At 66.5% G+C, this 20,685-nt stretch carries 15 protein-coding genes and 3 rRNA genes; 11 read left to right on the plus strand and 7 right to left on the minus strand.

Annotated elements, in window-relative coordinates:
- The first annotated feature begins 188 nt into the window (after positions 1-188).
- On the plus strand, positions 189-3,113 hold the full coding sequence (secA, locus tag H2Q94_RS04210; RefSeq protein ID WP_243792210.1) for a preprotein translocase subunit SecA: 2,925 nt from the start codon (positions 189-191) through the stop codon (positions 3,111-3,113).
- Positions 3,114-3,186: 73 nt separating this feature from the next.
- On the opposite strand, the gene H2Q94_RS04215 is transcribed toward secA, so the two are convergent.
- Positions 3,187-3,627 carry an Rv3235 family protein gene (locus H2Q94_RS04215; protein WP_243792213.1) on the minus strand — a complete coding sequence of 147 codons (441 nt, stop codon included), beginning with the start codon at positions 3,625-3,627 and terminating at the stop codon, positions 3,187-3,189.
- A 635-nt stretch (positions 3,628-4,262) separates the two neighbouring features.
- Between H2Q94_RS04215 and H2Q94_RS04220 the strand changes: the two genes are divergently transcribed.
- From H2Q94_RS04220 to rrf, 3 genes are all read left to right on the plus strand, one after another.
- Positions 4,263-5,782, plus strand: a 16S ribosomal RNA gene (locus H2Q94_RS04220).
- A 217-nt stretch (positions 5,783-5,999) separates the two neighbouring features.
- Positions 6,000-9,081, plus strand: a 23S ribosomal RNA gene (locus H2Q94_RS04225).
- Between the two features lie 128 nt (positions 9,082-9,209).
- A 5S ribosomal RNA gene (rrf, locus tag H2Q94_RS04230) occupies positions 9,210-9,327 on the plus strand.
- The 16S, 23S and 5S rRNA genes sit together here, the layout of an rRNA operon.
- A 157-nt stretch (positions 9,328-9,484) precedes the next feature.
- Here rrf and H2Q94_RS04235 read toward each other — a convergent pair.
- The gene (locus tag H2Q94_RS04235; protein ID WP_258718659.1) at positions 9,485-10,246 is read right to left on the minus strand and encodes a TrmH family RNA methyltransferase; all 762 of its coding nucleotides are present in this window, start codon (positions 10,244-10,246) and stop codon (positions 9,485-9,487) included.
- Positions 10,247-10,314: 68 nt separating this feature from the next.
- Between H2Q94_RS04235 and H2Q94_RS04240 the strand changes: the two genes are divergently transcribed.
- On the plus strand, positions 10,315-11,736 hold the full coding sequence (locus H2Q94_RS04240; protein WP_243792215.1) for a WS/DGAT/MGAT family O-acyltransferase: 1,422 nt from the start codon (positions 10,315-10,317) through the stop codon (positions 11,734-11,736).
- Entirely contained in the window at positions 11,733-12,236 is a 504-nt protein-coding gene (locus H2Q94_RS04245; RefSeq protein WP_243792217.1) for a DUF6912 family protein, read from the plus strand. The genes H2Q94_RS04240 and H2Q94_RS04245 overlap by 4 nt, the downstream gene beginning before the upstream one ends.
- Before the next feature lie 44 nt (positions 12,237-12,280).
- On the opposite strand, the gene H2Q94_RS04250 is transcribed toward H2Q94_RS04245, so the two are convergent.
- The 4 genes from H2Q94_RS04250 to aroA form a co-directional block, all read right to left on the minus strand.
- The gene (locus tag H2Q94_RS04250) at positions 12,281-13,117 is read right to left on the minus strand and encodes an SCO4651 family lipoprotein (RefSeq protein WP_243792220.1); all 837 of its coding nucleotides are present in this window, start codon (positions 13,115-13,117) and stop codon (positions 12,281-12,283) included.
- Positions 13,118-13,201: 84 nt separating this feature from the next.
- A complete protein-coding gene (locus tag H2Q94_RS04255) occupies positions 13,202-14,107 on the minus strand; it encodes an SCO4651 family lipoprotein (protein ID WP_243792223.1) in 906 nt (301 codons plus the stop codon).
- A gap of 199 nt (positions 14,108-14,306) precedes the next feature.
- Entirely contained in the window at positions 14,307-15,311 is a 1,005-nt protein-coding gene (gene rsgA, locus H2Q94_RS04260) for a ribosome small subunit-dependent GTPase A (protein WP_243792225.1), read from the minus strand.
- Positions 15,311-16,579, minus strand: a complete 1,269-nt coding sequence (gene aroA / locus H2Q94_RS04265; RefSeq protein ID WP_243792227.1) for a 3-phosphoshikimate 1-carboxyvinyltransferase — start codon at positions 16,577-16,579, stop codon at positions 15,311-15,313. The genes rsgA and aroA overlap by 1 nt, the downstream gene beginning before the upstream one ends.
- Positions 16,580-16,725: 146 nt before the next feature.
- On the opposite strand from aroA, the gene H2Q94_RS04270 reads away from it, so the two are divergent.
- Genes H2Q94_RS04270 through H2Q94_RS04280 form a run of 3 tightly spaced genes read left to right on the plus strand, consistent with a single transcriptional unit; the run spans position 16,726 to position 18,833 of the window.
- Complete coding sequence (locus H2Q94_RS04270) at positions 16,726-17,490, plus strand: SOS response-associated peptidase (protein WP_243795520.1); 765 nt, start codon at positions 16,726-16,728, stop codon at positions 17,488-17,490.
- A 6-nt stretch (positions 17,491-17,496) separates the two neighbouring features.
- Positions 17,497-18,225 (plus strand): SOS response-associated peptidase, encoded by a 729-nt coding sequence (locus H2Q94_RS04275; protein ID WP_243792230.1) that lies wholly within the window; start codon positions 17,497-17,499, stop codon positions 18,223-18,225.
- A complete protein-coding gene (locus H2Q94_RS04280; RefSeq protein ID WP_243792232.1) occupies positions 18,222-18,833 on the plus strand; it encodes an alpha/beta hydrolase family protein in 612 nt (203 codons plus the stop codon). The genes H2Q94_RS04275 and H2Q94_RS04280 overlap by 4 nt, the downstream gene beginning before the upstream one ends.
- Positions 18,834-18,923: 90 nt before the next feature.
- Here the strand turns inward: H2Q94_RS04280 and ybaK are convergent, their stop codons facing one another.
- On the minus strand, positions 18,924-19,400 hold the full coding sequence (gene ybaK / locus H2Q94_RS04285) for a Cys-tRNA(Pro) deacylase (protein WP_243792235.1): 477 nt from the start codon (positions 19,398-19,400) through the stop codon (positions 18,924-18,926).
- Positions 19,401-19,623: 223 nt separating this feature from the next.
- On the opposite strand from ybaK, the gene H2Q94_RS04290 reads away from it, so the two are divergent.
- Together H2Q94_RS04290 and rsrA are read left to right on the plus strand one after the other, a co-directional pair.
- Positions 19,624-20,289, plus strand: coding sequence for a sigma-70 family RNA polymerase sigma factor (locus H2Q94_RS04290; RefSeq protein WP_243795521.1), 666 nt, complete (start codon positions 19,624-19,626; stop codon positions 20,287-20,289).
- Positions 20,286-20,621, plus strand: coding sequence for a mycothiol system anti-sigma-R factor (gene rsrA, locus H2Q94_RS04295; protein ID WP_243792237.1), 336 nt, complete (start codon positions 20,286-20,288; stop codon positions 20,619-20,621). Before H2Q94_RS04290 ends, rsrA begins: the two co-directional genes overlap by 4 nt.
- The last annotated feature ends 64 nt before the right edge of the window (positions 20,622-20,685 follow it).

Below are 20,685 nucleotides of genomic sequence, written 5' to 3' on the forward strand. Positions count from 1 at the left end.
GCGCCCGGCGAGTCTGCGCCAGCGCCCGACCTCGCCGACCGTCCCCCGCGTACCGTGTGCGCGGGGGACGGTCGCCGTCCGGGGCCTACCGCTCCGCCGGAACCGCCACCCGCACAACCCGGCTCTAATACGATGACCATAAGGCGTCCGTGACGGGCGCATCACGATCAGCTAGTGAGGTCGACCGGATGGTCCTGTCCCGACTGCTCCGCGCCGGCGAGGGCAAGACGCTCAAGCGCCTGCGCGCCATCGCGGCGCACATCAACGAGCTCGAAGACGAAGCGGTCGCGCTCTCCGACGCCGAATTGCGGGCCAAGACCGACGAGTTCAAGCGCCGTTTCAACGACGGCGAAACCCTGGACGAACTGCTGCCCGAAGCGTTCTCCGTCGCCCGCGAGGGCGCGCACCGCACGCTCGGCCAGCGACACTACGACGTGCAGCTCATGGGTGGCGCGGCACTGCACCTCGGTCAGATCGCCGAGATGCGCACCGGTGAGGGCAAGACCCTGACCTGCGTGTTGCCCGCCTACCTCAACGCCATCGCGGGCAAGGGCGTCCACGTGGTCACGGTCAACGATTACCTGGCCAAACGTGACTCCGACTGGATGGGCCGGGTGCACCGCTTCCTGGGCCTGGAAGTCGGCGCGATCACCGCCGACATGACGCCGGAACAGCGTCGCGGCGCTTACGAAGCCGACATCACCTACGGCACGAACAACGAGTTCGGCTTCGACTACCTGCGCGACAACATGGCGTGGAGCCTGGCCGACTGCGTGCAGCGCGGGCACTTCTTCTCCATCGTCGACGAGGTCGACTCGATCCTGATCGACGAGGCCCGTACGCCGCTGATCATCTCCGGCCCCGCCGACCAGTCCTCGCGCTGGTACCAGGAGTTCGCGCGGCTCGCCCCGATGCTGCGCAAGGACGCCCACTACGAGGTCGATGAGCGCAAGCGCACCGTCGGCATCACCGAGGACGGCGTCACGATCATCGAGGACCAGCTGGGCATCGAGAACCTCTACGAGGCCGCGAACACCCCGCTGGTCGGCTACCTGAACAACGCGCTCAAGGCCAAGGAGCTCTACAAGCGCGACAAGGACTACATCGTCCGCGACGGTGAGGTCACCATCGTCGACGAGTTCACCGGCCGCATCCTGCACGGCCGCCGCTACAACGAGGGCATGCACCAGGCGATCGAGGCCAAGGAAGGCGTCGAGATCAAGGCCGAGAACCAGACGCTGGCCACGATCACGCTGCAGAACTACTTCCGCCTCTACGAGAAGCTCGCCGGCATGACCGGTACGGCTCAGACCGAGGCCGCGGAGTTCCAGGGCACCTACAAGCTCGGCGTCGTCAGCATCCCGACGAACGAGCCGATGGCCCGTAAAGACCAGCCCGACCTGGTCTACAAGAGCGAGGCCGCGAAGTTCGAGGCCGTCGCCGAGGACATCGAGGAGAAGCACCGCGCCGGTCAACCGGTGTTGGTCGGCACGACCAGCGTGGAGCGCTCCGAGTACCTCGCGAAGCTGCTGACGAAGAAGGGCGTGCCGCACAGCGTCCTGAACGCCAAGCACCACGAGTCGGAGGCGGGCATCATCGCCGAGGCCGGGCGCAAGGGCTCGGTCACGGTCGCCACCAACATGGCCGGTCGCGGTACCGACATCGTGCTCGGCGGCAACGTCGACCACATCGCCGACGCGGAGCTGCGCCGCCGCGGCCTCGACCCGGTTCAGCACCGCGAGCAGTACGAAGCGGAATGGCCGGGCGTCGTGGACAAGGTCAAGACCCAGGTCAAGGCGGAGGCCGACGCGGTCCGCGAGGTCGGCGGCCTCTACGTCCTCGGTACCGAACGGCACGAGTCGCGCCGCATCGACAACCAGCTGCGCGGCCGGTCCGGACGTCAGGGCGACCCCGGCGAGTCCCGCTTCTACCTGTCGCTGGGCGACGAGCTGATGCGGCGGTTCAACGCCGCGATGGTCGAGACGGTCATGACCCGGCTGAAGGTGCCGGACGACGTGCCGATCGAGAACAGCATGGTCACCAAGGCGATCCGCAGCGCTCAGACCCAGGTCGAGCAGCAGAACATGGAGATCCGCAAGAACGTCCTCAAGTACGACGAGGTCATGAACCAGCAGCGTTCGGTGATCTACACCGAGCGGCGCCGGGTCCTGGAGGGTGAGGACCTGCGCGAGCAGGTCCGGCACATGATCAAGGACGTGACCACCGCGTACGTTAACGGCGCCACCGCTGAGGGCTACGCGGAGGACTGGGACTTCGAGAAGCTCTGGACGGCGCTGAAGGGCCTCTACCCGGTTCAGCTGGACTGGGAGGAGCTCATCGAGGCCGAGGACGACGTGAGCAAGGAGAGCCTCCAAGAGGCGGTGCTCCAGGACGGCTGGGACGCCTACGAGCGGCGCGAGGGCGAGGTCGACGGCAAGGTCGGCCCGGGCGCCATGCGCGAGCTGGAGCGCCGCGTGGTGCTCAGCGTGCTGGACCGCAAGTGGCGCGAGCACCTCTACGAGATGGACTACCTCAAGGAAGGCATCGGCCTGCGTGCGATGGCGCAGCGCGACCCGCTGGTGGAGTACCGGCGGGAAGGCTTCGACATGTTCCACGCCATGCTCGAGGCGTTGAAGGAAGAGTCGATCAGCTTCCTGTTCAACGTCCAGGTGGAGGCGGCCGAGCCGGAGCCCGCTCCGGAGCAGCCGTCGGTGCCGGTGTCGGTGAGTCGTTCCGACGGTTCCGACTACCCCACTGACGTGCAGCCCGCGGTTCCCGGGTCCCCATCCCAGCAGCGCGCGCAGAGCGGTGCGGCCGGGCAGGCGTCCTCGGGTGCGGAGGCGCAGCCGCGTTCCAAGCGTTCCCGTGCTTCCGCCGGACCGGCGATGAGCCAGCTCGGCGGCGGCACCGTCGGTGGCGACGGCGCACCGACGGCGTTCGGCGGGCAGGGGCTCTCCCAGCCGCAGCGCCCGCGGCTGAACTACTCCGGTCCCACCGAGTCCGGTGAGGTGCAGACCAGCACCGAGAACACGGGCGGCGACGACAACGGCGGCACCCGGCGTCAGCGTCGGGCGGCCGCGCGTGAAGAGGCCAAGAAGAACAAGCGGCACTGAGGTCCTGTCCGCGCGTTCCCGCATCGCCCCGCACTCCCTGAGGAGTGCGGGGCGATGTCGTGTCCGGGGGTGTTCAGACGACGGACAAGAAGGTGCACGACCAGCCTCCTTTGCTGCGTTCCCAGCGCATGACCAGCGCGCGGGTGCGGATGCGGGACGCGATGACCGCACATCCTTCGACCAGGTCCGCGCTGATCGCGCAGGCGTGCAGCGAGTGCAGGCGTTGCTGCGGCTCGTTGAGCAGCCGGCGGACGGAGCTGGACTTGAGCAGTCCGTGCACGCTCGACGAGACCCGCGACTCGATCTGGCTCAGTGGACGACGCCCGAGCAGCACTTCGATGACGGGCGCACCGAGCGTCCCGGCCAGCGCGCACGAGGTGCGGTCCGCCGGAGCCGCGGACGCGTTCGCGAGTTCCGCGCGCAACGCGGGTTCGGCGGGCCGTTCGTCGGGGACGAGATAGGGATCGGTGGCGGCGGGCAGCAGGATCGGGTGCGGGACGGCCGGCGCGGTCATGACATCTCCTGAGCGGGCTGCTTCGGGTCGACCGGGTGTGCCGGTCTCGTATGAATGAGGGCGCTCAGCGCCGAACGCGGTCACTTCACACCCAGATCGCCCCGAAGGTGTGAGCACCGGCCGAGTGCGAGACACCCGCTGTTCACCCGACGTGACCTGCGATTTCGCCGTTAAAGGGGGGTGGTGTTCAAGGGCTTGTGAGGGCCATGTAGATTTCTTTCTGCCAGCACGGAACGGGCCGAAAACGAATCGGGCCGGGTGCGGTGGGGGTCGGACCAAGCTTCCGGGTAGTTCTGGTAGAGTGGGTGGCTCTGAATTCAAAACTCTAAATGTGGGCCGGGTGGTTTCGGTTTGTGGGGTGCGGGTGACCGCGAGGTTGACCCCCCTGAAACGGCCGAAAATCGGGCCTGCTAGAGTTTGGAACATCGCAAGAACGAAAGACGAAATAACGACTCCCCGGAGTGTGCGGCCCTGAGTGTTGGGGTTGTGGATGATGGTGTGGGTGTGTTCTTTGAGAACTCAACAGCGTGCCGATGATGGTGAGTGGTAAACTCATCTAGATAAATTTTTGCCTCGGCGATTCTTTGGGATTGCTGGGGTGCCTCGTTTATTTCGGGCAGGATTACTCTAAAACATTGTTGGAGAGTTTGATCCTGGCTCAGGACGAACGCTGGCGGCGTGCTTAACACATGCAAGTCGAACGCTGAAGCCCTTCGGGGTGGATGAGTGGCGAACGGGTGAGTAACACGTGGGTAATCTATCCTGCACTCTGGGATAAGCCTTGGAAACGAGGTCTAATACCGGATAGGACACATGGCCGCATGGTCTGTGTGTGGAAAGTTCCGGCGGTGCAGGTTGAGCCCGCGGCCTATCAGCTTGTTGGTGGGGTAGTGGCCTACCAAGGCGACGACGGGTAGCCGGCCTGAGAGGGTGACCGGCCACACTGGGACTGAGACACGGCCCAGACTCCTACGGGAGGCAGCAGTGGGGAATCTTGCGCAATGGGCGAAAGCCTGACGCAGCAACGCCGCGTGGGGGATGACGGCCTTCGGGTTGTAAACCTCTTTCGACATCGACGAAGCCTTCGGGTGACGGTAGGTGTAGAAGAAGCACCGGCTAACTACGTGCCAGCAGCCGCGGTAATACGTAGGGTGCGAGCGTTGTCCGGAATTATTGGGCGTAAAGAGCTCGTAGGCGGTTTGTCGCGTCGGCCGTGAAAACCTGCCGCTTAACGGTGGGCGTGCGGTCGATACGGGCAGACTTGAGTTCGGTAGGGGAGACTGGAATTCCTGGTGTAGCGGTGAAATGCGCAGATATCAGGAGGAACACCGGTGGCGAAGGCGGGTCTCTGGGCCGATACTGACGCTGAGGAGCGAAAGCGTGGGGAGCGAACAGGATTAGATACCCTGGTAGTCCACGCCGTAAACGGTGGGCGCTAGGTGTGGGGACTGTTTCCACGGTTCCTGTGCCGTAGCTAACGCATTAAGCGCCCCGCCTGGGGAGTACGGCCGCAAGGCTAAAACTCAAAGGAATTGACGGGGGCCCGCACAAGCGGCGGAGCATGTGGATTAATTCGATGCAACGCGAAGAACCTTACCTGGGTTTGACATGCACAGGATCGCCCCTGAGAGGGGGTTTCCCTTGTGGCCTGTGTGCAGGTGGTGCATGGCTGTCGTCAGCTCGTGTCGTGAGATGTTGGGTTAAGTCCCGCAACGAGCGCAACCCTTGTCCTGTGTTGCCAGCACGTGATGGTGGGGACTCGCAGGAGACTGCCGGGGTCAACTCGGAGGAAGGTGGGGATGACGTCAAGTCATCATGCCCCTTATGCCCAGGGCTTCACACATGCTACAATGGCTGGTACAGAGGGTTGCGATACCGTGAGGTGGAGCGAATCCTTAAAGCCGGTCTCAGTTCGGATCGGGGTCTGCAACTCGACCCCGTGAAGTCGGAGTCGCTAGTAATCGCAGATCAGCAGTGCTGCGGTGAATACGTTCCCGGGCCTTGTACACACCGCCCGTCACGTCATGAAAGTCGGTAACACCCGAAGCCCATGGCCCAACCCTTGTGGGGGGAGTGGTCGAAGGTGGGACTGGCGATTGGGACGAAGTCGTAACAAGGTAGCCGTACCGGAAGGTGCGGCTGGATCACCTCCTTTCTAAGGAGCTAGCTCACTTCCGCAGTCTGGGTGACCGGGTTGTGGGGTGTTCAGGGTTGATGAGGCGCATGTTCTCGTGCTCTGAGTGCTCATAGGATTAGTGGAAATGCCATTCTGTTTTCTGTCATCGGTTCGCTGTTGGGTGTCTGAGAGAACACACGTGTGTGTTTTTTCGGTTGTTGTTTGAGAACTGTATAGTGGATGCGAGCATCTTTGTGGCCAAGTTATGTAGGGCACATGGTGGATGCCTTGGTACCAGGGGCCGATGAAGGACGTGGGAGGCTGCGAAATGCCTCGGGGAGCTGTCAACCGAGCTGTGATCCGAGGGTGTCCGAATGGGGAAACCCAGCCCGAGTGATGTCGGGTTACCGCTTCCTGAATGTATAGGGTTGCGGGGGAACGCGGGGAAGTGAAACATCTTAGTACCCGTAGGAAGAGAAAACACTGGTGATTCCGTGAGTAGTGGCGAGCGAAAGCGGAGTAGGCTAAACCGGGCGCGTGGGATACCTGGCAGGGGTTGCGTGTTCGGTGTTGTGGGGCATCATTGGAGGGGGCTGCCGGCTCTTCAGCGTGGTTGTGTGTGTTAGTTGAACAGGTTGGGATGCCTGGCCGGAGTGGGTGAGAGTCCCGTAGGCGAAAATGCACATGGCGCGTGTGGTGGTGTTCCCGAGTAGCAGCGTTTCCGTGGAGGGTGCTGTGAATCTGGCGGGACCACTCGCTAAGCCTAAATACTTCCTGGTAACCGATAGTGGATAGTACCGTGAGGGAATGGTGAAAAGTACCCCGGGAGGGGAGTGAAATAGTTCCTGAAACCATGTGCCTGCAATCCGTCAGAGCATGCTTTTTGGGTGTGTGATGGCGTGCCTTTTGAAGAATGAGCCTGCGAGTTGCTGCTGCGTGGCGAGGTTAACCTTGTGTGGGGTAGCCGGAGCGAAAGCGAGTCTGAAGAGGGCGTGGAGTCGCGTGGTGCAGACCCGAAGCGGAGTGATCTACCCATGGCCAGGGTGAAGCGCGGGTAAGACCGTGTGGAGGCCCGAACCCACCAGGGTTGAAAACCTGGGGGATGAGCTGTGGGTAGGGGTGAAAGGCCAATCAAACTCCGTGATAGCTGGTTCTCCCCGAAATGCATTTAGGTGCAGCGTTGCGTGTTGCCTGGGTGGGGTAGAGCACTGGTTGGTTGATGGGCCTTATGGGTTACTGACGTCAGCTAAACTCCGAATACGCCTGGGTTGAGCGTGGCAGTGAGACGGTGGGGGAGAAGCTTCATCGTCGAGAGGGAAACAGCCCAGAACACCGGCTAAGGCCCCTAAGTGTGCGCTCAGTGGGAAAGGATGTGGGATTGCCCAGACAACCAGGAGGTTGGCTTAGAAGCAGCCATCCTTGAAAGAGTGCGTAATAGCTCACTGGTCAAGTGGTCCTGCGCCGACAATGTAGCGGGGCTGAAGTGCACCGCCGAAGCCGTGTCAATCAGGACTTGGTTCTGGTTGGGTAGGGGAGCGTCCTGCATGCAGTGAAGCATCCGGGTAACCGTGGTGTGGAGTGTGTGGGAGTGAGAATGCAGGCATGAGTAGCGAGAGCAGAGTGAGAATCTCTGCCGCCGATTGACTAAGGGTTCCTGGGGCAGGTTCGTCCGCCCAGGGTGAGTCGGGGCCTAAGGCGAGGCCGACAGGCGTAGTCGATGGAGAACGGGTTGATATTCCCGTACCCGTGTGCATGCGCCCATGGTGAAACGGTTGAGACTAACCATCCGCGAGCATGGTGGCTCTTCGGAGTTGTTGTGTGAGTGCATGGGACCTGATTCCGCGGTAGTCAAGTGATGGGGTGACGTAGTGGGGTAGCTGTGCCAGTGAGTGGTAGTACTGGTGTAAGCCTGTAGCCTGTCGTCTAGGTAAATCCGGGCGGCGTGAAGGGTGAGGGGTGATGCGTAGCCGTTGTGGTGAAGTCAGTGATCCCGTGCTACCGAGAAAAGCCTCTAGCGATGTGTGTGCATGGCCCGTACCCGAAACCGACACAGGTGGTCAGGTAGAGTATACCGAGGCGGTCGGGTGAACTGTGGTCAAGGAATTCGGCAAATTGCCCCCGTAACTTCGGGAGAAGGGGGGCCACGGCTGGTGAACACTTTTTCGGTGGGAGCTGGTGGTGGCCGCAGAGGCCAGGGAGAAGCGACTGTTTACTAAAAACACAGGTCCGTGCGAAGTCGTAAGACGAGGTATACGGACTGACGCCTGCCCGGTGCTGGAACGTTAAGAGGACCCGTTAGCATCTTTTGGTGTGAAGCGGAGAATTTAAGCGCCAGTAAACGGCGGTGGTAACTATAACCATCCTAAGGTAGCGAAATTCCTTGTCGGGTAAGTTCCGACCTGCACGAATGGCGTAACGACTTCTCCGCTGTCTCGACCACAGGCCCGGTGAAATTGCACTACGAGTAAAGATGCTCGTTTCGCGCGGCAGGACGGAAAGACCCCGGGACCTTTACTATAGCTTGGTATTGGTGTTCGGTGCGGCTTGTGTAGGATAGGTGGGAGACTGTGAAGCGTTCACGCTAGTGGGTGTGGAGTCGTTGTTGAAATACCACTCTGGTCGTTCTGAGCATCTGAACCTCGGACCCTGATCGGGTTCAGGGACAGTGCCTGGTGGGTAGTTTAACTGGGGCGGTTGCCTCCCAAAGGGTAACGGAGGCGCCCAAAGGTTCCCTCAGCCTGGTTGGTCATCAGGTGTTGAGTGTAAGTGTATAAGGGAGCTTGACTGTGAGACTGACAGGTCGAGCAGGTGCGAAAGCAGGGACTAGTGATCCGGCACTGGCAGGTGGAAGCGGTGTCGCTCAACGGATAAAAGGTACCCCGGGGATAACAGGCTGATCTTGCCCAAGAGTCCATATCGACGGCATGGTTTGGCACCTCGATGTCGGCTCGTCGCATCCTGGGGCTGGAGTTGGTCCCAAGGGTTGGGCTGTTCGCCCATTAAAGCGGCACGCGAGCTGGGTTTAGAACGTCGTGAGACAGTTCGGTCCCTATCCGCCGCGCGCGTAGGAGATGTGAGGAAGGCTGTCCCTAGTACGAGAGGACCGGGACGGACGGACCTCTGGTGTGCCAGTTGTTCCGCCAGGAGCAGGGCTGGTTGGCTACGTTCGGGAGGGATAACCGCTGAAAGCATCTAAGCGGGAAGCCTGTTCCAAGATGACGTCTCCCACCCCTTTTGTGGGTTAAGGCCTCCTAGAGATGATGGGGTTGATAGGCTCGGCATGGAAGCACAGTAATGTGTGGAGTGGACGGGTACTAATAGGCCGAGGACTTGTTCACAAAGATTGCTACGCATCCACTATACGGTATCTGAAACAGCAACCTGGATTGTTGTTGATATCAGAATAAAGGTTTCACCTGCCCGGTGATCATGGGTTCATGGTTTGTGGGTGTGGTGTATGTGGTTTGTCGGTGGTTTTAGCGGAGCGGGGAACGCCCGGTCCCATTCCGAACCCGGAAGCTAAGCCCTCCAGCGCCGATGGTACTGCACTCGATAGGGTGTGGGAGAGTAGGACACCGCCGACAATACTCATCCAGAAACGCCCCACGACCATTCGGTCGCGGGGCGTTTCTGCATTCCCAGGACACGAGTCGCGTCCGCTGCTGAACAGAGAAGTGCCCCGGCGTTCCACACGCCGGGGCACAGTGCTTTCCGAATGGTTCAGCTGAGCAGTTTCCTGCCTCAGCCGCCGCGGCGCCGGAGCAGCTCGAAGCACAGCACCGCGGCCGCACTGGCCACGTTCAACGATTCCACGCCCCCACGCATCGGAATCGCGAGCCGCTGTGCGATGCGGGTGCTGACCTCTTCGGACAGACCGGCGGTCTCGCTGCCGAGCACGAACACGGCCCGCGAACCGAACTCCGCGTCGAAAACGCTCTCCGCCCCTGCCGCTTCCAGCGCGTACAGCGGATAGCCGGCGTCGGTGAGCAGCTCCGCCGCCTCGTCGGCGGTGGAGCAGCGCAGCACCGGGGCGTGGAACGCGACACCGGCCGAGGCCTTGATGACCAGCGGATCGAGTCCGGCGACTCCCTTGTGCGGAACCACGATGCCGTCGATCCCGGCGGCCGTGGCGGTCCGCAAGATCATGCCGACGTTCGCGGGAGTGGTGAGGCCGTCCAGCAGCAGCACTTGCCGCGGCGCGGTCGCCGGATCGTCCAGGGCGTCCGCCAGCGGCCGCATCTTGCGGGCGACGACATCGGCGACCACGCCCTGGTCGTGCCGACCGTTTCCCGCGAGCACCTTCACCCGGTGCGCGCTGGCGCGCTGCACCTTCACGGCGCGGTCGGCGGCGGCCTCTTTGATGTCGTTGATCGCCGGGCCGCCGATCCCCTCGGCGAGGATCACCTTGTCCACGCGCAGGTCCAGATCGGACAGCGCCTCCATGACCGGTTTGCGGCCGTAGACGGTAACGAAGCGATCTCTGGGAGAGGCAGTGCTGGTCACGAGGTTCAGTGTCACACGAGCCGCAGCGAGGGCTCTGAGCCGCCCGGTCGTGTGCCAGTATCGCGGACATGCCCGATCGTCTTTCCGCCCTGGACGCCTCGTTCCTGTACCTGGAGGACCACACGACGCCGATGCACGTGGGCGGCGTCGCGGTGTTCCGCCGTCCTCGTGCCGGGTTCGAGTACGACAACGTGCTGGCGATGATCGATCGCAGGCTGGCGCTGGTGCCGCGCTACCGGCAGAAGGTCCGGCAGGTTCCGGGCAAGCTGGCCCGCCCGGTGTGGGTGGACGATCAGGACTTCGACATCACGTATCACGTGCGCCGGTCCGCGCTGCCGAAACCGGGCAAGGACGAGCAGCTGCACGACCTGGTGGCCCGGTTGATGTCGCGCAAGCTCGACCCGGCTCGCCCGTTGTGGGAGCTGTACCTGGTGGAAGGCCTGTCCCGCAGCCGGGTCGCGGTGATCACCAAGACGCATCAGGCGATGGTCGACGGCATCGGAGCCCTCGACATCGGCCAGGTCATCTTCGACATGGCGGCGGCTCCGGACGGACCGGAGGTCGAGGACCTGTGGATGCCGCGCCCGGAGCCCAGCGGGGCTCAGCTGGTGCTGGAGGCGGCCACGGAGGCCGTGCAGCGACCAGGTGCGGTCGTGGAGAACGCTCGGTCGGCCTTGGGCGACGCCACTGCGACGGTGCGGAAGGTGACGGGTGCGCTCGGCGGCCTGGCCACGGCGGTGCGTGCGGCGGCGTTGCCCACGCCGGGCGGGCCGCTGAACGGGCCGACGTCGACCCAGCGCAGGTTCGCGGTCGCGCAAGCCCGGCTCGACGACTTCCGCGCGATCCGGCAGGCCCACGGCGGCACCGTCAACGACGTGGTGCTGGCGGTGGTCGCGGGGGCGTTGCGGAGCTGGCTGCTCTCCCGCGGTGAAGTGGTATCGGGCTCCACGACGTTGCGTGCGATGGTGCCGGTCTCGGTGAGCGGCGGCGACGTGGCCGAGGGCGAATCGGCCGCAGCGCCTGCTCCGACGACGAACAGGGTGGCGGCGTACCTGGTGGATCTGCCGGTGGGTGAGTCGAGCCCGGTGTTGCGGCTGCACCACATCAGCCATGCTTTGCGTGCGCACGCCGAGTCGGGCAGGTCCGTCGCGGCGGAGGCGCTGGTGGGGGTGTCGGGCTTCGCACCGCCGACGTTGCACGCGCTGGGGGCTCGGGTGGCCAACGGGTTCTCGGACCGGTTGTTCAACGTGCTGGTGACGAACGTGCCCGGCCCGCAGGTACCGCTGTACGCGGCGGGCGCGAAGATGACCGAGATGTTCCCGGTAGTGCCGCTGGCGAAGAACCAGTCGCTGGCCATCGGGGTCACCTCCTACGACGGAGGCGTGTACTTCGGCTTGAACGGCGACCGGGACGCCATGTCCGACGTGGACGTGCTGGCGGCGATGATCGGAGAGTCAGTGGAAGAGATGATCGGGACGGTCGACGGATGAGGGTTTACCTGCCCGCCACGGTGCGCATGGTGCGCGGCCTGGTGGAGGACAAGCAGCTGCAGCCGCTCAGCGGTACCGGGTTCGCGTTGACCCCCGCGCTGCGGGAGTCCTACGCCACGGGGGACACCGAAGAGTTGGAGTACGCCGCGATGCGGGAGGCCGCGCAGGCCTCGCTGCGGCTGATCGCCGGCGAACGAGCGGAGGACGAGAAGGCGGAGCTGCGCCGCGTGGTGATCTCCGTCGATGTGGAGGACACGACGCTGCGCCCGGACCTGGACAACGCGGTGGTCCGCCTTTCGGGTCCGGTTCCGTGGAAGAAGGTCGCCGCGGTGCACATGGATTCTCCCGAAGCGGAGGACGCGGTGCGGGCGGCCGCGGAGGTGATCGACTCGGCGGACCTCGGTGATCCGGATGCGGAGTTCGTGCTGGGCGAGGCCGAGGACCACGAGCTGTCCTGGTACGCGCCGCAAGAAGTTCCGTTCCTGCTGGAACTGATGTGAACCGTCGGCCGGGGCGCGCTCGCAGCGCCCCGGCCGAGCCGGGATCAGCCCGGAGGCTGCAACCCCGGCATCTCGAAGTCGCGGACCTGCGACGCATCGGGCTCGGCGACGTCCACCGGCTTGCCCCAGTCGGAGTAGGTCAGCGTCGTGGCCGATTCGCCGAGTTGCTTGCCCATGACGTTCATCGGCGGCGTGATCTGCTCGACCTTGAGCGGACGTCCCTGCTCGTCGGCCCACACGGTCTGCTTGATCTCGGTGACACCGCCCTGGAGCAGGATCTCGTAGCTCTGCTTCGCGAGGCCCTCGGCGGAGGCGATCACCTGGTTGAGGTCGGTGACGACCTCGTAGCGGGTGGCCTGCTTGCCGTCGACGGTGTCGGGGCCTGCTTGGGTGAACTGCGAGCCTTCGGGCAGCAGCTTGCGGAAGTCGGACGCCTCGGACAGCGCCGCCGTCTGGGCACCGCCGACCGCGGCGGCCGGGCTGTCCTTGGCGATCCGCGCCCACGGCTTGGCGGGGTCGCCGCCGAGCGAGTTGAGCTGCGGGTTGTTCATGTAGGTGTGCTCGGGGGTCATGATGATCTCCCCGGTGGTCCCGGTGCAGCTCATCGATGACTTGGCGGCGTCGACGTCGCAGTCGGACTGGATGCCGCCGGAGCCGCCGACCGTGGCGTTGATGCTCAGCTTGTACGAGTTGTTCTCGGACATGGTCTGCGAGGCTCCGGAGACCAGCGAGGCCAGGTCGCTGTAGGCGCCGCCCTGCTGGGCGGTCCCGGACTCGCCGGCCCCGGAGTCGCCGGAACCGGCCGGAGCCTGACCGAGGGCACATCCCCCCAATGTCGCGGTCAACGCGACGGTGCACACTGCGATGCTCGTGCGGCGCACGGAATTCCCTTCCCCCTGCGGATCAGTATCCAGAGGAAGCTAGCAGCGCGATTCACCCGTTGTGGGGGGTTCGGGAAAGTTCGGTCAGCGCGGTGGTTGAGCCTGCGGTAGCGGGCCGTTCGGGAACGCGCCCACTTCTTCGGCGGGCGGGGCGGTGATCTCGGCGGGCGTGCCCCAATCGCGGTAGGTGGAGGTCAGCGAAACCTGACCGGCCTGCGCGACTTTCTGCGAGGCGGCGAACTTCACGGGCAGGCCGCGTTCGTCGACCCACAGCTCGTAACCGATCTCGCCGCGCCCGGCGTCGGCCGCGCTGCGGAGCCGGGTGCGCTGCTGCTCCGCCGGTGCCGTGTCCGCCGCCTCCGCGGTGAGGACGCGCAGGCTGTAGCGGGTGGCGGGGGCGCCGTCGACCTGGTCCGGCGCGCTGGATTCGATCTTGGTGGCGGATTCGATGCCGGTGAACGTCGCCCGCGGATCGGTGGAGTCCTGCACGTGGCCGAGTGCGGGGGCGAGCAGTTTCGCGGCGAAGTCGGTTCCGTCGGCGGCCAGCCGCAGCCACGGCTTGCCGGGCTCCGGTTGCAGCAGTGGTGACTTGAGGTAGCCGACACCGTCGATCAGGGCGAGGTCGACCGGCTGCGGTGGCTGCCCGGCGTTGGGCTTGGTCGTGCCCTGCAACGTCACGTCGGCGTGGTCGTGGGCGTAGCGCACCAGGCCTTCACCGGCGAGCTCACCGACGAAACCGAGGTCGCCGCGCACGGTGCTGCGCACGCTTCCCCGCTCGTTGATGCGCTGCAGCACGTCGCCGAGCAGCGGTGCGGCCGACGGTCGCAGGTCGGGGTGGGCGGCGGCGGGAGCGGACGGCTGAGGTGCGGGCGGCGGCGCGCAGCCTGCCGAACCGAACAGGAAGAGCAGACCGGCGGTCAGGGCCGTGGTCGAGCGCGCCATTGCGCTGTGCGTCGGGGCGGTGCGGGATCGGGCGCGGACTCGGGGCATGGTCAGCTCCTCGTCGGGGGGACGACGTCCAGCTTCGACGCTAACAACGTTGCGCGCCCGCCACAGGCACCGTTCGCGTCGACGAGGTTTCCGGCGGCTTTCGAAATTCCTCGGGATTCCCGTTCTGCGGCAGTGCTTTCCCGGTGAATCGGGGCTCAGGGGGGTCGCGCTTCCCACCCGGCCGTGTGCGGCGGTGGGGTCAGTCGTCGTCGCGGCCCGCGTGGGACCGCAGCAGCCTGCGCAGCGAGGTGAGCTGTTCGACGCTGCCGCCTTCGGTCACGTAAGTGTCGAGGTTGCACTCGGGATCGTCACCGCCGCCCAGGTGCCCACAGTTCGGCGGGCATTCCTCGGCGGCCTCGGCGAAACCGGCGAAAGCGCTGATCAGGTCGTCGGCGGTGACGTGCGCGAGGCCGAAGGAACGGATGCCGGGGGTGTCCACCACCCAGCCGCCGTCGGGCAGCGGCAACGCCACCGCGGAAGTGGAGGTGTGCCGCCCCTTGCCGACTCCGCTGACCACCCCGGTGGCTCGGTCCGCGTGCGGCACCAGCGTGTTCACCAGCGTCGACTTGCCCACCCCGGAGTGCCCGACGAGCGCGCACACCCGGCCGGTGAGCTGTGCGAACAGGTTCTCGTGCAGTTCGTGCATGTTGGTGACGACGATCGGCAGCGGCAACGCCGAATAGGTGTCGAGCACCTCGTCGGGCGCGGCCAGGTCGGACTTCGTCAAGCACAGCACGGGAGTGAGCCCGCCCGCGTAGGCGGCGACCAGGCACCGGTCGATGAGGCCGGTGCGCGGCGGTGGATCGGCCAGCGCGGCCACGATGATGAGCCGTTCGGCGTTGGCCACCACGATCCGCTCGTAAGGGTCGGTGTCGTCGGCGGTGCGGCGCAGCACGCTGCTGCGGTCCACGACCCGCACGATTCGCGCCAGTGTGTCCGCGCGGCCCGAGGTGTCCCCGACGAGGTCCACGGTGTCGCCCACGACGACCGGAGTGCGGCCCAGCTCGCGGGCGCGCATCGCGGTGACGAGGCGATCCGGATCGCCGTCCAACGCGCAGGTCCAGCGGCCGCGGTCGACGGCGACGACCATCGCGGCTGCCGCGTCCGCGTGCTCCGGCCGGAGCTTGCTGCGCGGACGGCTGCCGCGTCCGGGGCGCACCCGCACGTCGGATTCGTCCAGGTCTCGCCAGCCCCGGCGGCCCATCAGGCCACCGGCTCCAGCATCGCCGCCCACATTCCGGGGAAGTCGGGGATCGTCTTGCCGGTGGTCGCGATGTCCTCCACCTCGACCCCCGGCACCCGCAGGCCGAGGATGGCGCCCGCCGTCGCCATCCGGTGGTCGGCGTAGCTGCGCCAGGTCCCGCCGTGCAGCGGCCGGGGGCGGATGAGCAGGCCGTCGGAGGTCTGCTCGACGTCCCCGCCGAGCCCGGTGATCTCCCGCTCCAGTGCCGCCAGCCGGTCCGTTTCGTGTCCGCGCAGGTGCGCGATGCCGCGCAGCCGCGACGGCTCGGTGGCCAGCGCGGCGAGCGCCGCCACCGTCGGGGTGAGCTCACCGACCTCGTGCAGGTCGATGTCCACGGGTTCCAGCCGCGACGGTCCCGTGACGGTGAGCCCCGCAGGGGAGAGCGCGACCTGGGCGCCCATGGCGGTGAGGATGTCGCGGATGCCGTCGCCCGCTTGCGTCGTCTCCGACGGCCAGCCGGGCACTGTTACCGCACCGGCGGTCGCGGCCGCGGCCGCGAGGAACGGGGTGGCGTTGGAGAGGTCCGGTTCGATCGTGATGTCCAGCGCCCTGATCGGACCGGGGGAGACCCGCCAGGTGTTCTCCCGAGCGTCGTCCACGTCGACTCCCGCCGCGCGCAACATCGCTACAGTCATGTCGATGTGCGGCAGCGACGGAACGGGAGGGCCTTCGTGCACCACGGTCACGCCCTGTTCGGAACGCGCCGCCGACAACAGCAGACCGGAGACGAACTGCGAGGACGCCGAAGCGTCGATCGTGACGCGGCCGCCCTTGAACGCTCCGGTGCCGCGCAGCTCGAACGGCAGCGAATCGCCGGTGATGTCGGCGCCCAGCGAACGCAGGGCGTTCAGCACGGTGTCCAGCGGCCGCTTCCGCGCGTGAGGGTCGCCGTCGAAGGACACCGGGCCGTCCGCCAACGCCGCCACCGGCGGCACGAACCGCATCACGGTGCCTGCGAGACCGCAGTCCACGTCGGCCGGGCCGCGCAACGCGCCGGGCTCCACCAGCCAGTCGCCGTCCGCTCCGGCGCGCACCTCGGTGCCCAGTGAGCGCAGCGCGGCCGCCATCAGCTCGGTGTCCCTGCTGCGCAGCGGCGCGCGCAACGTGGAAGGACCGGTGGCGAGCGCGGCGAGCACCAACGCCCGGTTCGTGATCGACTTCGAGCCGGGGACCGGCACGGTCGCACGGACCGGGCCGGTGGCGACCGGGGCGGGCCAGAGCTGCGTCATACCCCCAATGATCCCGCATTCGTCCCTGCTCAACTGGACGGGGCCGTCGGCGGAGGCGTTCGACGTTGTCGGTGGGTGCTGCAACGATGGGTACCCCGGCGGGAGACGGCTCCGGATCGGGCGGCGACAGCGGAGGTGACCAGGGAATGTGCGGCAGGTACGCCTCCACGAAGGATCCGGCGGCGCTGGCGAGGGAGTTCGACGCGGCCGACGCCACCGGCGGCGAATCCCGCGGTGCCGACTACAACGTCGCCCCCACCAAGCAGGTGCCGGCCGTGGTGCGGCGCCATCCTCGGGGAGCCGACGGTGAACCGGATCCGCTGCGCAGCGAGCGCGGTGTCCGCCTGATGCGGTGGGGCCTGGTGCCGAAGTGGGCGAAGGACCCGAAGATCGGCAGCCGGATGATCAACGCGAAGGCGGAGACGGTGACCTCGAAGCCCGCGTTCCGCACCGCGGTGAAGCATCGCCGCTGCCTGCTGCCCGCCGACGGCTGGTACGAGTGGAAGCGCGACGGCGAGCGCAAGCAGCCCTACTTCATGACCTTCCCCGACGATTCCAGCCTGGCCATGGCCGGGATCTGGGAGACCTGGCACGATCCGGCCGCCGCCGAGGGCACGCCGCCGCTGGTGACGTGCTCGGTGCTGACCACCGCGGCCATCGGCGCGCTCACCGAGGTGCACGACCGGATGCCGCTGGTGCTGCCCGCCGCGACCTGGGACGACTGGCTCGACCCGGACCGTGCGGAGATCGGCGGCCTGCTCGGGCCTTCGCGGGAACTCGTCGACGCGCTGGAACTGCGTCCCGTGTCCTCCACGGTGAACAACGTGCGCAACAACGGGGCGGAGCTCATCGCGAGGCAGGACGAACAGGGCGAGCCGGTAGCGTTGGATCATGCTCAGGACGCGGGGTGAGTGCTGATGTGCGGGCGTTACGCGGTTCGGCGTGACCCGGCGGCGTTGGCCGCCGAGTTCGACGCCGTCGACCGCTCCGAGGGGCTCCTCGCTCCCGACTTCAACGTCACCCCCACCAAGACGGTGCCGATCGTCGTCGAACGCGCCACCGGGACCGGCGTCGAACGCAGTGTGCGGCCGGTGCGATGGGGATTGGTGCCGACCTGGGCCAAGGACACCACCAGCGGACCACCGATGATCAACGCGCGGGCCGAGACGATCACCGAGAAGCCCGCCTACGCCGAATCCGCAGCGCGGCGGCGCTGCCTCATGCCCGCGACCGGTTGGTACGAGTGGAAACCCGGCGATCGGCGCAGGCAGCCGTACCTGTGCTCGCGCCGCGACGGCGCCAGCCTCGCCATGGCCGCCGTGTTCTCCGCCTGGTGGGCTCCGGAGAGCACCGCGGCACCCTTGGTGACCTGCGCCGTGGTCACCACCGACGCGGTCGGCGAACTCGCAGGCGTGCATCACCGGATGCCGCTGGTGCTGCCGCGTGAAACGTGGGCGGACTGGCTCGACCCCGGACGCACCGACGTCCGGGAACTGCTCGGCCCGGACGGGGCGATGCTCGGCGAGCTCGCGCTCAGCACCGTGTCCACCGATGTGAACAACATGCGCAACAACCGTGCTGATCTGCTCGAACCGGCCGAGCCGATGCCCGAGCCCGCCGAGCAAGGGGCGCTGTTCGACTCATGACGCGCGTCGAGCTCGACACTCCGCACGGCCCCGCCCGGGCCGAACTGCACTGCGCCGAAGAGGGCAGGGCCGCGCTGCTGCTCGGCCACGGCGCAGGCGGCGGCGTCGCCGCACCCGACCTGGTCGCGGTGACCCGGGCCGCCACCGATGCGGGCGTGCACGTGGCACTGATCGAACAGCCCTATCGGGTCGCCGGCCGGAAAGCGCCCGCCCCGGCCCGCCGGCTCGACGCGGCATGGCTGGCCGTGGCCGAAGACCTCGGCGAACGCTGGTTCGCGGACCTGCCGCTGCTGTTCGGCGGCCGGTCCTCCGGCGCCAGGGTCGCCTGCCGCACCGCCGAAGCCGGGGCCGCCTCCGCGGTGCTCTGCCTCGCGTTCCCCCTGCACCCGCCGGGTAAGCCGGAGAAGTCGCGGCTTGGTGAACTCGACGCCGTCGAATCCCCGGTGCTGGTCGTCCAAGGCGAACGGGACGCCTTCGGCAAGCCCGAGCCCGCGCACCGGCGCGAGGTGGTGCTCGTCGCGGGCGACCACTCGCTGAAGGCAGACGTGGACGCCGTGTCCCGAGCCGCGCAGGAGTGGCTCAACCGAGTCCTCCGCCCCCTGGACTGATCCGCCCGCCGGGGCTCCGGCGAACGTCCACGCCTGCGCCTAAAAGGGAACCTTCCGGTCACCGGTGCTGGAAGGGAACCAACCTGTCACTCAGGACGAGATGTCGGCGACGCGTGCGTCGAGGAGCCGGGCCAGTTCGCCGGGGGCGAGCTCGATCTCCAGCCCGCGCCGCCCGGCACTGCAGAAGATCGTGTCGAACGCCTCCGCCGAGGAATCGAGCACCACGGGCAGCCGCTTCTTCTGCCCGAGCGGTGAGATGCCGCCCGCCACGTACCCGGTGGCGCGCTCGGCGGCACCCATGTCGGCCATCTTGGCCTTCTTGCCACCGCACGCGGCGGCGAGCGCTTTGAGGTCGAGCTGCCCGGTGACCGGAACCACCCCGACCGCCAGTGCGCCGTCGACGTCGGCGACGAGGGTCTTGAACACCCGCTCCGGCGGCTGTCCCAGCGCGTCGGCGGCCTCCAGCCCGTAGGAATCCGCTCGCGGATCGTGTTCATACGTGTGCACCTGGTGGGTGACGCGTTGCCGCGCCAGCAGTGCCGTCGCCGGTGTCCCCTTGCCTGCCATGCCCCGACTCTAGAAGCAGGAATATCCATCCCGCCCCCATGTTGCACAGACCGTGACGGAGTTGACGAACACTTGCGTACTCGAACGGCAGCAAAACCTGCCCGAGCGCTCCGATGCAGGTGAGCGGGGCATCGGACGGGTATCCTCGAAGTGGGTCCATGCGCAGGACGGCATGGGTTCGTCGCCAGCAGCCACCTCTTCCTGGCGGCGGGAAAGGAACCCGGTGGCCAACACCCCGGATCAAGCCGGCACGGCGGGCGAAGGCACGGCCGCGGCCGCCGAGCCGGATCAGGTCGAGGAGACCGATCAGCAGCGCATGGCCCGTTTCGAACGGGACGCGATGCCGCTGCTGGATCAGCTCTACGGTGCGGCGCTGCGGATGACCCGCAACGCGCCCGACGCCGAAGACCTCGTGCAGGAGACGTACCTGAAGGCCTACTCGGCGTTCAAGTCCTTCAAACAGGGCACGAACCTGAAGGCGTGGCTGTACCGCATCCTCACCAACACCTACATCAACGGTTACCGGAAGCGGCAGCGTCAGCCGCAGCAGCAACCGACCGATGAGATCGCCGACTGGCAGCTCGCGCAGGCCGAGAACCACACGTCGACCGGATTGCGGTCGGCCGAGGTGGAGGCCTTGGACCGGTTGCCGGACTCGGACGTGAAGAACGCGCTGCAACAGCTGGCCGAAGAGTTCCGCATGGTCGTCTACTTGGCGGATGTGGAAGGCTTCGCGTACAAGGAGATCGCCGAGATCATGGGCACGCCCATCGGCACGGTGATGTCGCGTCTGCACCGCGGCCGTAGGCAGCTGCGCGACATGCTCACCGACGTGGCGCGTGACCGTGGTTTCCTCAGGGAGAAAAAGCAGGAGGTGAGCACCTCGTGACGTGTGACGGGCATGACGAGGCGTCCTGCGAGGACGTGCTCGCCGAGGTGTGGCTGTTCCTGGACAACGAGTGCAACCAGGGCCGCCGCGATGCGCTGCAGGAACATCTCGATGAATGCGGCAGCTGCCTGGAGCATTACGGCATTGAGGAGCACCTCAAGGAACTGCTGCACCGCAAGTGCGGCGGGGAGCACGCGCCGTCCGATTTGAAGGAACGGCTGCGCACGTCGATCCGGGACACCGTGCTGCGACAGGCGGATGTGACGGTCGAACGCGGCCCCGAAGGCACTTCGGTCGAGGTGCGGGCCAAGAAGCGCTCGCCCGCCGAATAGCAACCGACGTAGACGACAAAGAGCCCCGGACCACGCGGTCCGGGGCTCTTGCGTGTGCGCGGCG

Origin of the sequence: Saccharopolyspora gloriosae, from assembly GCF_022828475.1 — a bacterium.
In the GTDB taxonomy this organism is placed as follows: domain Bacteria; phylum Actinomycetota; class Actinomycetes; order Mycobacteriales; family Pseudonocardiaceae; genus Saccharopolyspora_C; species Saccharopolyspora_C gloriosae_A.